The following is a 14,014-nucleotide window of genomic DNA, read 5'->3' on the forward strand; positions in this document are numbered from 1 at the left end:
TTTTGCAGTTGGCGGACCGCAATTATATCTTATCAAAAGGAGCTTTTTTATTAAAGACTCAAAGCTAAAAGCTTTACTGAACCCCCAGTCTAACTGGGGGTTTTCTACATAATAAAAAAGAGATGCCACAAGAAAATTCTTGCGGCATCCCACTTTTATTTAAAAATTATACTAATCTTTTGTATGATTCGTATCTTTCTTTTGCATTTTCTTCAGCCATAGTGAATAGTTCTTCAGCCTGTTCTGGGAACTGTTTAGCTATTGCTGCGTATCTTGTCTGTTTCATTAAGAAGTCTCTGAAGCTTTCTGTTGGTTCTTTAGAGTCTAATGAGAATGGATTCTTACCTTCAGCTTTTAATTCTGGGTTGAATCTGTATAAATGCCAGTATCCACAGTCAACTGCCTGTTTTTCATTAGCTATACTTCTTCCCATACCTTCTCTTAAACCATGGTTTATACATGGAGCGTAGCATATGATTAGAGATGGACCATGATGAGCTTCTGCTTCAGTTATAGCTTTCATGAACTGGTTCTTATCAGCACCTATAGCAACCTGAGCTACGTAAACATTTCCGTAAGACATAGCCATCATACCAAGGTCTTTTTTCTTAGATCTCTTACCAGCTGCTGCGAATTTAGCCATTGCTGCTGCTGGAGTAGCTTTAGAAGCCTGTCCACCTGTATTAGAGTAAACTTCTGTATCGAATACTAATACGTTAACATCTTCACCCTGAGCAAGAACGTGGTCTAATCCACCGTAACCGATGTCGTAAGCCCAACCGTCTCCACCAAGTATCCACTGAGATCTCTTAGCTAAGTAGTCTTCTCTTTCTTTTATATCTTTAACAGCTGCTGCTATTTCAGGATCATTCATGCAAGATTCATGTAATCCGTTAACTAATTCAGCTACTTTTGCAGAAGCTTCTTTATTAGCAACACCGTCTTCTTTAGTTTCTAACCAGTTGTTAAGAACTGCTTTAGAGTTTTCATCATGAGCTTTTTCAGCTAAAACTTTTATGTCTTCTTCTAATTTAGCTCTCATATGTTTAACTGCTACGAACATACCAAATCCGTATTCAGCATTGTCTTCGAATAATGAGTTTGCCCAAGATGGACCTTTACCTTCATGGTTGCAAGTATAAGGAGTTGATGGTGCAGATCCTCCCCATATAGAAGAACATCCTGTAGCATTTGCTATCTGCATTCTATCTCCAAATAACTGAGTTATAACTTTTATGTATGGAGTTTCTCCACATCCAGCACAAGCACCTGAGAATTCTATTAATGGCTGTCTGAACTGAGAACCTTTAACTGTATTTACGTTCATTAAATCGCCTTTTGGAGCAACTTTAGTTGTATCCATAGCGAAGTTCCAGTTTTCTACCTGTTCTTCCTGAGTAGCTAGAGGCATCATTTCTAATGCTTTGTTAGGAGCTGGACATATGTCAGCACAGTTTCCACATCCTGTACAGTCAAGAGTAGATACCTGCATTCTGTACTGTAATCCATCGAATCCTTTACCTATAGCTTTTTTAGCTTTGAATGCTTCTGGAGCATTTGCTAATTCTTCTTCAGTAACAAGTACTGGTCTTATACAAGCGTGTGGACATACGAATGAACACTGGTTACACTGTATACAATTGTCTAATTTCCATTCTGGAACGTCTACTGCTATACCACGTTTTTCGTAAGCAGCTGTACCACATGGGAATGTTCCGTCTGGTAATTCTGTGAATGCACTTACAGGTAGGTCATTACCTTTCTGAGCAGTCATAGGTCTTAATATATTTTTGATGAAGTCTGGTTCGCAAGCTTCTTCTTTTGGTGCATCAACAGCAGTTTTCCAAGCTTCTGGAACTTCTACTTTAACTAATGCGTTTATACCTGCGTCAACAGCTTTGAAGTTCATGTCTAATATTTTCTGACCTTTTTTACCGTAAGTTTTAACTATTGATTCTTTTAAGTGTTCAACAGCTTCGTCTACTGGTATTATTTCAGCTAGTTTGAAGAAAGCAGCCTGCATTATCATGTTTATTCTGCTTCCTAATCCTATTTCTTTACCTAATTCAACAGCATTAACTGTGTAGAACTGTATGTCGTTTTTAGCTATATACTGTTTCATTGATGCAGGTAGGTTAGCTTCTATACCTTCCTGATCCCATATAGTATTAAGTACGAATGTACCACCTTTTTTAAGTCCTTTTAATAAATCATACTGATATACATAAGACTGGTTGTGACAAGCTATGTAGTCAGCTTCATCTATTAAGTAAGTTGATCTGATTGGAGTATCACCAAATCTTAAGTGAGACATAGTTATACCACCAGATTTTTTAGAGTCGTAATCGAAGTAAGCCTGAGCGTATTTGTCAGTGTTATCACCGATTATTTTTATAGCCTGTTTGTTTGCACCAACAGTACCATCTGATCCAAGTCCCCAGAATTTACATCTTACAGTACCTTTAGATGTTATTCTGAAGTCTTCAGCTTCTGGTAATGATGTGTTAGTAACGTCATCAACTATACCTATTGTAAACTGATTTTTTGGACATTCAGCAGCTAAGTTGTCGTAAACAGCTTTTAACTGAGCTGGAGTAGTATCTTTAGATCCTAATCCGTATCTTCCTCCTACTATTAGAGGAGCATTTTCTTTTCCGTAGTATATATCTCTAACGTCTAAGTATAGAGGATCACCAGTTGCACCTGGTTCTTTAGTTCTGTCTAATACACATATTCTTTCTACTGTAGAAGGCATTGCTTTTAAGAAATGTTCTGTAGAGAAAGGTCTGTATAAGTGAACTTTAACACATCCAACTTTTGCGCCTTCAGCGTTTAATCTATCTATAGTTTCTTCTAATGCTTCTGTAACTGAACCCATAGCAACTACTACATATTTAGCATCTTCTGCTCCGTAGTAATCGAATAAGTCATGTTTTCTTCCTGTTAATTCACTTACTTTGTGCATGTATTTTTCAACTATGCCAACCATATCATTGTAGTAAGTGTTTGATACTTCTCTTGTCTGGAAGTATATATCAGGGTTCTGAGCAGTACCTCTTGTAACTGGGTGGTTAGGAGATAAAGCTTTGTCTCTGAATTTCTGAACAGCGTCGAAGTTTAATAATGAAGCGTATTCTTCATTTTCCATTAATTCAACTTTCTGTATTTCGTGAGAAGTTCTGAATCCATCGAAGAAATGAACGAATGGAAGACTTCCTTCTATTGCTGCTAAGTGAGCAACTGGAGCTATATCTGCAACTTCCTGAACTGAACCTGAAGCTAATAAGCAACATCCAGTCTGTCTAACTGCCATAACGTCCTGATGGTCACCGAATATTGATAATGCCTGAGATGCTAAAGCTCTTGCAGAAACGTGGAATACACCTGGAAGTAATTCCCCTGCTACTTTATACATATTAGGTATCATAAGTAATAATCCCTGAGATGCTGTAAATGTAGATGTTAATGCACCAGCCTGTAAAGAACCGTGGAATGCACCAGCAGCACCAGCTTCTGACTGCATTTCTACAACATTAACTTTCTGTCCAAATACGTTTTTTCTTCCCTGAGAAGCCCATTCATCAACTAATTCTGCCATAGTTGAAGATGGTGTTATTGGGTATATAGCTGCTACATCTGTAAATGCATAAGCAACATGAGCTGCGGCTGTATTCCCATCAACAGTTTTCATAAATTTTGCCATGATTAAAATATCCTCCTTGATAGTTTCATTCGCTTGTCTATCTAAAGGCAAGTCTATTTTTAATTTATACTTATAAAGCTCTAAGCATTTACTATCTATAAATATTTAGAGTATAAAAAGCGTATAAATCTTATTACTTTTATATCATACTACATTTTTTTTAAAAATGCCATCCTTTTTTCAGAATATTTAATATCATATACAATGTTCATCACAATTCAAAAAAATATATTTTTTAGTGTAACACATAACATTATATATGCTCTCTTTTTACTAAGTATTAAATATCCATTTATTAATAAAACTAAATAAAATTATTCAGCTATTAATTCTACTAAATCTCCATTTTTAACGCCTGCTGCATTTCCTTCTTCCATGTCAACGTGCATTTCTAATTTGAAGCTGTCTTTAACTCTAACTAATACGTTTTCGAATATAAGACCTCTTGGTCCTTCTGTTCTAACTTTTACTATATCTTTGTCTTTAACTCCGAATTTTGCAGCGTCTTCGTTGCTCATGTGTATATGTCTTGAAGCAACTATAACACCTTTTTCTATTTCAACTTCACCTGCTGGTCCAACAAGTTTAAGTCCTGGAGTACCTTCTATATCTCCTGATTCTCTTATTGGAGCTTTTACTCCTAGAGGGAAGCAGTCAGCTAAAGATACTTCTACCTGAGTTTCTGGTCTAGCTGGTCCTAATACTCTTACAGTTAATTTTCCTTTTGGTCCAACTAAGTCTACTTTTTCTTCACAAGCATACTGACCTGGCTGAGAAAGATCTTTGAATTTAACTAATTCATGACCTTTACCAAATAAAGCGTCTATATGTTCCTGTGATAAGTGTATGTGTTTGTTTGATAAAGCTATTGGTAATTTCATTGCCTATCACTCCTATCTTTTATTATATTGTATTCATTAAACCACAAATTACTTCACATACATTATACAAAATATAATTGTTAAAATCAAATATTTACTTATTTAGTTATTTTTAAAATTTTTTCATTTTAATCGGTATTTTTTTCAAATTCGTATAACTTTTTTATTTCTGAAGTTGTGATAACATTTTCACGCTATTTTAATTTTATTCTACATAAAGTTAAATTCTTTTTTCAAAAGCTCTTCAATATCATCAGAACTCATTTTGAAAATCCCCACACACGAACTTGCATCCGGAAGTATAACTGAAATCTCTCCAAAACTATTTTTCTTGTCTTTTTTAATATTTTCGACAAGTTTTTCAATATCAATTTTACTAAAATCAAATTCAAAATCGTACTTGTCTATAATTTCTACAAAATTATCATAATAATCCTTTTTTATATATCCCTTTGCAAGTGCAACTTTAAATGCTATTTTCATACCAACAGCAACGGCTTCACCATGTTTTAGACCATATTCCATTTCTATCGCATGCCCAAAAGTATGCCCAAAATTAAGTATCTTTCTTAAACCAGTTTCTCTCTCGTCAGCTTTTACAATTCTAGCCTTAAACTCAGCACATTTCATAATAGCTTTTATAATTTTTTCATTATCCAGACATTTTACCTCAACTGCATTATCATTTAAGAATTTTTCAAATTCTCCATCGTCGTCCATTATAGCTGCATATTTTATAACCTCTCCAAATCCGCTTTTTAGCTCATCACTTGGAAGAGTTTTTAACGTTTCTGTATTTATATAAGTGAATAACGGCTGCTTAAATGCACCAATCATATTCTTATAAACTCCAACATCTATACCTGTCTTCCCGCCTATAGCAGAGTCTACCTGAGATAGTATAGTAGTTGGAACCTGTATATAATCTATTCCTCTCATGTATGTAGCTGCTACAAAACCAGATAAATCTCCAACAACACCGCCACCAAATGCGATAACAAGCGACTTTCTACTCATCCCAATATCTATAAACTCGGATATAATCTTATTAAATGTATCTAAACACTTTGACTCTTCTCCTGGTTTTATGCATATTTTTGAAAAATATTTACTATTTGTTATAGAAAAAATCGATTTTACAAAATCCTCATATAGATTAGCCTCGACGTTTTCATCCGTTACAATAACAACCTTATCGTATTTTTCATCTCTTTCTACTAATTCATACAAAATCTTTGCAAGCTCTGTGTACTCATCAGACACCATTATTCTGCACAAATTATTTCCTGTAGTAATTAATTTCATAAAATCACCTCATTATTCACTCATAATATTTTTAATATGAGTTGCATATTCTTCTGTAGATTTTTTAATATTCCCTATAAGTTCTTCGCTTTCCACATAACTAACCTCGTCGCTATCTGGAATTCTTATATTTTTAACACTTCTCGAATTTATACTCTTAAAGAAAAAGTCCATCACAATATCTCCACCGTCAAACTGATCCTCATACTCCTTAGAGCCACCGACAGCTATATACATTCCTGCTCTTTTTCTACTTCTATCTATAATAGAATCTCCAAGCACAAACTTACTAGAATACACCGCCTGTGTCCTATCTACAACTGTCTTCATCTTTGCAGGCACAGAATTAAAATAAACTGGACTTACAACAACAGTCCCCCTAGATTTATCAAACATATCATAAAGCTCTGTCATATCGTCCTTTATCCTGCATCCCTTCTTGTGCTCGCAGTATCCACAAGCATTACAATAATCTATATCCATTTCGTAAATATCTAAAAGGGCGCAAGATACGCCCTCTCTTTCTAAAATTTTCGAAACATCTCTAGATATATTAAAACAATTTTTATCCTTTCTTGGACTGGCATTTATTATTAAAATATCTTTTATCATATTTCCAAATCTCCATCAATTTATTAATTATTATTCTTTAACATAACCATCATAATATCATCAGAGTATTCTTTCTTTCCAGAGAATGCATAAAACTCTTCCCTAGTCTTTTCTATAATAAACTCTGGACTGTATTTATAGTTTTCGCAAAGAAGCTTTTCAAATCTTTCCTGACCAAACTCTTCCTTGTCCTTGTTCTTAATCTCAAGAATACCGTCTGTAAACATACATACCATCGGATAATTTTCAAGACTTATCATATTATCTCTATATTCCCGGTCCTCAATTACGCCTATTGGAATTCCTTTTTTGCAGTTTACATATTTTGCAACAGTTCCGTCGTTTTGTATAATAACCGGACTGTAATGACCTGCATTGGATACAGTTAATGTATTTTCTTTAGTATCTAAACTTGCCACTATACCTGTACAGAAAACTTCCATCTTATCAAACTCCTCAAAAAGCATCTTATTAAGGTTATTCATTATATCTGACGGATTATCAAACTGTCTGCAAAGTACCTTAAATGCCCCTTTTATAAGTGCAACCATGTAGTTTGATACAATACCATGCCCCATAACATCGGCAACTATATAAGTAACCTTATCGTCGTTTATTCTAACAGCATCATAGAAATCCCCACCTACAACTTTTGCTGGTTGATGATAGCAATAAAGCTGTCTATTTCCGTTGCAAATCATATTCGCATCGTTCATTATAAGTCTTTGCTGTTTATTTAAAATAGACAACTCATTTTGAAGCACTCTATGTCTAACCTCATTCTGGTTGTACTCGTAAAGCTGAGTACCTACAGTTATCTGCTTAGAAAGTATTGAAAGTATATTTATATCATCTCTTGTGTACTTACTTGCATTTGCGCAGATTATATAGCCTAAATTGCTATCTGCATCCATAAGTCTATGGTATATGTAGCTATTTATCTTAGATCCATTCTCAAGGACTATATCAACATCATTTGCAAAATCTCCATCTCTAGAATTTTCAGAAATAGCATCTAACATTAAAAACAGATTACTTCTACACTCATTTTTATTGTAGCAATTCACTATTCTTCCATGTTTTTCATTCTTATCAAGAATTATTATAGCTTCCTCACTGTCTGTAATCTCTACTGCCTGTTTAGTTAAATCTTTTAAATATGTATCTATATTTTTGTCTACATAAAGCTTTCTAGTAGCTTCATTTATAGACGTTACCCCTTGTCTAAGCTTGTTCACTAGCTTATGTACTGACTCATTTTTTCTAGTTATTTCTATAGAAAGTGCCATAAGAGATGCAACAGATGCGATAAAATTCATATCCTCGTCGCTTATTATCTCTCCTTCTGTTGTAAATGCTGTCATAAATCCAACTACTTTTTCCTCTATTATAAATGGAAAAACAGCTCTTCCACAGTATCCTTCGTTCTGAGCTAAATCTCTTTCTTTTGCAGCTGCATCATCTAGAAAAATATCCTTAACATATATGATTTTTTTCTTTTCAACTGCTTCTCTAATATAATCAGGGTACAGATCAAAATCTATCCTAGCACCCTCTGGTCTATCAACATCAAAAACAGTTGGAATATATTTTAAAGTGCTAGAACAAACCAAGTACGCATAATTAAAATCGTCGTTGTAGAAAATATTTACACATGCCTTAGCTGGATGAACAACTTCTAGCATCTTGCCCACTATTATATCTTTTATCTTAAAAAAATCCTGAGATTGTGTAACCAATTTCGAAATCTCAACAAGATTTTTTATTCTCTTCATATACTCTTCAGTCATATTAATTTGCCACGAGCGGCAACGCACCTCCCTTTACTTTACAAATTTATACTTCTTTTAAAAATTTCTCTAAAAAATCATCTTTAAATTGCTTAAAGAAATTACTTATCAATTAATATATATTCTAACATATTCTGCACCATTTTTAATTAAAAATAAAAAAGGAGTAAACAGTCTTTAAATTTTTCAATCCAAAAAACTGCTTACTCCTCTTTTGTTTTAGTGTTCCTTGTAAACGTAATTGTAAATCTTTTCATTCCCTAAGTCTATATCTCCTGTAGTAATATATTTTGATATATTATCAATATCGCTTATTGTCAGATATTGACAAGGTATAGACAGAACATATCCAGTATCATTAAGGAGATGTTTTAACTTCATCACTTTAGACACATCCGGTTTCTCATTAGCTTTTTTGTAGTTTCTATTTTTGCTATTTATGAGATTTTCGTTCTGAATACAAATAAGCTTGTCCACATAATGATGATATGAATCTATAAAATCGCTCTCCTCTAAAATCTCGTCAGGAAGAACCTCGTGAATAGAAACATCTCCCAAAATATTATGAACAAACTTGTCAGATGTTAGCTTACCAGAAATGATTCCCTTTTGATACTTTCTCAAAACTTTCTTCGTAATTGTGTAAATCTTGCACCTAGTTTCTAAATTAAGTTCCTCTACCAGCATTGGCAACCCATCCTTTCCTTTATTTTAATTGTAATTAAAATTTTCAGAAAAATCAAGAGTTTAGTAATACTAAAAATAAAAAGTAAAATAAACAAAAAAACACTTTAGCCTAAATAAAATAAAGGGCTAAAAATACACAATTCAATTTATATATAACTAAAAAATTTTAATCACTAAAACGCTTTATAAAAAAATCCACCCAACAAACATAAATAAAAATTAATTTTTCTTCTCAAGATATATAAAATAAGAAAAGCAGGTTTCACAAGAATTTTTCAGTAGATAAAATTTTGTGTACAATTACAAATTAAATCACACCGACAATTTTGTAAACTATAGTATCAATATTCTTCTCTTAATATTTCAAGCAACTACATAAAAACTTGGTACAAAGAAAGCGTCGAAGCCTGGAACTGATAATAGTTATTCTATTGCCCTTTTACCGAGGTTTTATATGTTGCTCCCTGCTAGGTAGCCAGTAGAGAATGCTATTTGTAAGTTAAATCCTCCTGTGTAAGCATCGACATCTATCACTTCTCCAGCAAAATAAAGCCCCTCAACCAACTTAGACTCCATAGTACTAGAATTTATCTCAGATGTCTTAACCCCACCAGAAGTAACTATTGCTTCCTCCATAGGTCTATATCTCTTAACATGCATCTCAATATTCTTAATCGTATCGACAAGATTTCTTCTCTCTTCCTTAGTTATAGAATTTACTGGTGTTGCTGGATCTATCCCAGAAAGTTCCACGACTACCGGTATCATCTTGCTTGGAAGTAAATCTGATAATGAGTTTTCAAATCTCTTATTTATATATTTCTGGAAATCTCTCTGAACCCTTTTATCAAGCTTTTCGTGGTCTAAAGCTGGTTTTAAATCCAAAGATATTTTATAACTTTCCTTAGATAAATCTCTCATTATGCAGCTCGCAGATTTTATAATCGGCCCATCTACACCATAATCTGTAAACTCCATCTCACCAAAATCGTCGTATATCTTCTTATTTTTCTTTCCAAATACCTTTATAGCAACATTTCTAAGACTAAGCCCTCTTAACTTATGCACAAAATCTTCCTGTATCTCAAGTCCGATCAAAGAAGGTTTTAAAGGAGTTATCTTGTGACCTAATTTTTCAGCAAGTCTGTATCCATCTCCAGTAGATCCTGTTCTTGGGTAGCTTGCACCACCTGTCGCAATTATAACCGCATCTGTTTTAATCTCTTTTCCGTCGCTTAAAACAACAGACTCAACTTTTCCATTCTTTTCTTTTATATCCTTAACAGTTTTTCCTGTTACAAGCTTAATATTTTTTCTCTTTATAAGTCTAGACATAGCATCAACGACATCCATCGCTCTATCGCTCTCAGGAAATACTCTATTTCCCCTCTCAGTCTTTAGCCTAACACCAAGACTTTCAAACATTTCCATAACTGCATCGTTTGTAAATGTGTAGAATGCACTGTATAAAAATTTCCCGTTTGTATTTACATTTGCAATTAATTCCTCAACCTCGCAGTTGTTAGTTATATTGCATCTACCTTTTCCTGTTATCAGTAGCTTTCTCCCAACTCTCTCATTTTTTTCTACCAATACAACATCTATACCATTTTGCGCTGCCGAATAAGCTGCAGTCATACCTGCAGGCCCAGCACCGATTATAACAACCTTCTTCATAATATTTCCCTTCCTAAGAATTTTATTAAAACCCTTATATAAAAATTTATACTTCAACCCAAAAATTATATTCCCATTTTTTTAAATAAATATGGAGCACCTGCGACACCCTGAATAACAACAACAGAATATCTAACAAAATCTAGCACCATATTAAGTGTACTTCCATCAGCTGCTCTAAATAAAGAAAATACAAGCTTTAACCCTAGATAAACAATACCTAAACTAAGCATACCTACTAAAAATCTTTTAATATTTTTCTTTATCGCAGTTGATTTATCCATATTTTTTCTGTCTATTACTTCAAAAGATACGTATTCTCTCTCCAAAATATATCCAACTGTAAACCCAAACATAAGCGCAAAAAGCTTAGTATAATCGCTGCTCTTTAGCACAAACGCCATTATCGCAAGTGGAACTAAAATCAGTATCATTTCCCAATATTTTCCACTTTTCTCAGATCTATCCATTATCTTTATCAAAAGTATAGTAAATAAAATACCAAGAATAAGCCCAACTACAACGTCCATCGGCCAATGAACTGCTAAATAAAGTCTTGAAATACCAGCACCTACAGCCATAACAACTGCTAAAACATACACCCATTTCTTCTTTAACTGAACTGCCAAAGAAGTCCAAAATGTAGTCGCAGTCTGAGTATGCCCACTTGGGAATGAATATCCAGTCGCAGTTTCTACTCTCATAGACTCAAGACCAAATTTCCCAATAGGTCTTTCCACCTTAAAATAATCCTTAATTGCCCCATTTAAAGCAATATTTCCTATAAGAGCGTATAACATTCTCCGCCCTATTTTCTTATCAATACACCAGTACATAATCGCTGTAAATACTACAACTACCGGTGTTTCTGTACTTATTGTAAAGAATAAAAATAGAATATTTAAATTTGGGTTTCTAATACTTTGGAAAAATAAAAGTATAGGAGCTTGAATATGCTCAAAATAATTTATATTCATCAAATCTGTCCTTTCCAATATGATATTTATTTTTTATACATATACAAATTTAAAGGCACACTTAAAAAGCATGCCTTGTATAATCAATTATTCAGCTACATCTTCAACTATTCCTATGTAAGGAAGGTTTCTATATTTTTCAGCGTAGTCTATTCCGTATCCTACTATAAATTTATCTTCTATTTCAAAACCAACGTATTCAACATCAACATCTACAACTCTTCTGCTTGGTTTATCTAGTAGAGTACATAATTTTAAGCTCTTTGGCTCTCTTATCTGTAGCTCTTTAACTAAGTTGCTAAGAGTTCTACCAGAGTCGATTATATCCTCAACTATAAGAACATTTCTTCCTTTTATATCTGTATCTAAATCCTTTAATATTCTAACTGTACCTGAAGACTCAGTTCCTGAACCATAGCTTGAAACACTCATAAAGTCTATCTTAACATCTAAGTCTATCTGTCTTATAAGGTCGCAAGTGAACACATTTGCACCTTTTAAAATACCAACTACTAAAACTTCTTCACCTTTGTAGTCATTTTCTATCTTTTTACCTAATTCTATTACCTTTTCTCTTATCTGTTCTTCTGTGAACATCTTTCCAGTTACTTTGTACATAATTTCCTCCTACCAGCTCTCTGGGTTACTTAGAATTTATTAATTATTCTTAAAAAAAAGAATTTCTCATCAAAAATAATTTTTGGATATTATATATTATACTCTAAAACATCGCTTTTTCAAACAAAAAAAATCAATAAAAAAGACAAGAGATTTAACTACTCTGTGCTCCAGTCCTCAGCACTCCATAGTTTTTATAAAACATTTCAAAGTATGGAGTGCTTGCGGAATTGTCGTCGTAGAGCAATTAAATCTCTTGTCCTCAGTTTATTAAATTATTTATTCGTTTAAAAAAGTTTAAAGTCTTAGCTGAAAATATAGTGGGTCAATAGAAATAACTTCTCTTAAATAATTCAAATATTATTTACACTTTTAACCTGCACTATCAAGTTTTGAAACCTAAATTGTGGTATATAATTCATCAAAGTTGATTTTTCAGTAGCTCAAAATTTTACGTGCTAACACAAATTAAATTGTAGCAAATATATTCTCTACTTACAATCTGAGATGAAAATATAATGGGGCAATAGAAATAAATGCTAGCCAGTAACAATCTACAGACGCTTTCAACTTTGTTGTTCGAACGGAGTTCGAATAAAACAAAGAAAGCGTCGAAGCCTGGAACGGATAGCATTTATGATATTGATCTCTTATATTTCCATTCTATCAGATAAACTTCTCATTGCATCTATAGTTCTCTGCATTAGTTCATCTAATTCCCAACCTAATTCTTCAGCACCTTTTTTAATTGTATCCCTTGAACATCCTGCTGCAAACTTAGGAGTTTTGAATTTCTTCTTAACAGATTTTAACTCTAAATCCATAACGCTCTTAGAAGGTCTCATTATAGCAACTGCACCTATAAGTCCTGTAAGCTCATCTGTGGCAAATAAAATCTTTTCCATTATATGCTCAGGTTTCTTTTCTAGCCCTTCACATATTCCATAAGCATGGCAAACAACCCCATGGATAAACTCTTCATCGTATCCATTTTCTCTTAAAAGTTCTTCTGCTTTAATACAGTGTTCATCTGGATACATCTCAAAATCTATATCGTGAAGTAGTCCAACTGTTGCCCAAAAATCTTCTCTCTCAGGATCATATTCCTTAGCAAAATATCTCATAACACCAGAAACAACTTCCCCATGTCTTATATGGAAATCGTCCTTATTGTATTTTTTTAGTATTTCAAGTGCTTTGTCGTATTCTAGTATCATTTTTTAATCCCCCTCAAATTAGTTTTTTAATTTAATTTTAAAATTTATTATTTTTACTTTTTATAGGTTTTATCTTACTACTTTTTTTCTATATAGTCAATATTTTCTGAATATTTCAAGTATTGTTTTTACACACATCATTAAAAGTATTATTTTTATATCATTACAATTTTGCAAATTTTTTTCTATTGTGCTACTTTAATTTAATTCTCTCTCTTATATGTTATAATAAATTTACGATATAAAATTTAAAAGAGGTGACAATATGCAAGAATTATACAAAGCAATAGAAGAAAAAATAAAATCATCAGGATATACAGGATTTTTCACTGGAGAAGAAGTTTACAACGATATATGCGATGAAATAGAGGACAAAGAAAACGGAACATATCTTTTAATGTCTAAAAAAGAAAACGGAGATGTATTCACTTACAATGTTTCTATATTCGACGATAACTTCAATCTTTCTATACTTAAAATAAACAGTGGAGATGAAGAATTTATAATAAACTTCGACGAAGAAAATTAATACAATAAAAATACGATA

General features: G+C 32.9%; 11 protein-coding genes. 1 reads left to right on the forward strand and 10 read right to left on the reverse strand.

Annotated elements, in window-relative coordinates; translation table 11 throughout:
* Window positions 1-166 precede the first annotated feature (166 nt).
* The 10 genes from nifJ to ACK2WN_RS07305 form a co-directional block, all read right to left on the reverse strand.
* Window positions 167-3,703 carry a pyruvate:ferredoxin (flavodoxin) oxidoreductase gene (gene nifJ, locus ACK2WN_RS07260; RefSeq protein ID WP_300529127.1) on the reverse strand — a complete coding sequence of 1,179 codons (3,537 nt, stop codon included), beginning with the start codon at window positions 3,701-3,703 and terminating at the stop codon, window positions 167-169.
* 314 nt (window positions 3,704-4,017) lie between these two features.
* A complete protein-coding gene (gene pduL / locus ACK2WN_RS07265; protein ID WP_300529128.1) occupies window positions 4,018-4,584 on the reverse strand; it encodes a phosphate propanoyltransferase in 567 nt (188 codons plus the stop codon).
* A 210-nt stretch (window positions 4,585-4,794) separates the two neighbouring features.
* Window positions 4,795-5,889, reverse strand: a complete 1,095-nt coding sequence (gene aroB, locus ACK2WN_RS07270; RefSeq protein WP_416155248.1) for a 3-dehydroquinate synthase — start codon at window positions 5,887-5,889, stop codon at window positions 4,795-4,797.
* A gap of 12 nt (window positions 5,890-5,901) precedes the next feature.
* Window positions 5,902-6,501: a flavodoxin family protein gene (locus ACK2WN_RS07275; RefSeq protein ID WP_329998077.1), complete on the reverse strand. Its 600-nt coding sequence runs from the start codon at window positions 6,499-6,501 to the stop codon at window positions 5,902-5,904.
* Between the two features lie 23 nt (window positions 6,502-6,524).
* The gene (locus ACK2WN_RS07280; protein WP_416155249.1) at window positions 6,525-8,276 is read right to left on the reverse strand and encodes a GAF domain-containing SpoIIE family protein phosphatase; all 1,752 of its coding nucleotides are present in this window, start codon (window positions 8,274-8,276) and stop codon (window positions 6,525-6,527) included.
* A 234-nt stretch (window positions 8,277-8,510) separates the two neighbouring features.
* Window positions 8,511-8,915 (reverse strand): hypothetical protein, encoded by a 405-nt coding sequence (locus tag ACK2WN_RS07285; protein ID WP_300529132.1) that lies wholly within the window; start codon window positions 8,913-8,915, stop codon window positions 8,511-8,513.
* Window positions 8,916-9,428: 513 nt separating this feature from the next.
* Complete coding sequence (locus ACK2WN_RS07290) at window positions 9,429-10,655, reverse strand: NAD(P)/FAD-dependent oxidoreductase (protein ID WP_329998081.1); 1,227 nt, start codon at window positions 10,653-10,655, stop codon at window positions 9,429-9,431.
* 65 nt (window positions 10,656-10,720) lie between these two features.
* The gene (locus ACK2WN_RS07295) at window positions 10,721-11,632 is read right to left on the reverse strand and encodes a phosphatase PAP2 family protein (RefSeq protein ID WP_416155250.1); all 912 of its coding nucleotides are present in this window, start codon (window positions 11,630-11,632) and stop codon (window positions 10,721-10,723) included.
* An 87-nt stretch (window positions 11,633-11,719) separates the two neighbouring features.
* The gene (gene hpt / locus ACK2WN_RS07300) at window positions 11,720-12,250 is read right to left on the reverse strand and encodes a hypoxanthine phosphoribosyltransferase (protein WP_329998085.1); all 531 of its coding nucleotides are present in this window, start codon (window positions 12,248-12,250) and stop codon (window positions 11,720-11,722) included.
* Between the two features lie 650 nt (window positions 12,251-12,900).
* Window positions 12,901-13,467 carry a hydrolase gene (locus ACK2WN_RS07305; RefSeq protein WP_416155251.1) on the reverse strand — a complete coding sequence of 189 codons (567 nt, stop codon included), beginning with the start codon at window positions 13,465-13,467 and terminating at the stop codon, window positions 12,901-12,903.
* 265 nt (window positions 13,468-13,732) lie between these two features.
* On the opposite strand from ACK2WN_RS07305, the gene ACK2WN_RS07310 reads away from it, so the two are divergent.
* Window positions 13,733-13,996, forward strand: a complete 264-nt coding sequence (locus ACK2WN_RS07310) for a hypothetical protein (protein WP_270838901.1) — start codon at window positions 13,733-13,735, stop codon at window positions 13,994-13,996.
* Window positions 13,997-14,014 lie beyond the last annotated feature (18 nt).

Origin of the sequence: Peptacetobacter sp. AB800 (genome assembly GCF_047807365.1) — a bacterium.
Lineage (GTDB): Bacteria > Bacillota > Clostridia > Peptostreptococcales > Peptostreptococcaceae > Peptacetobacter.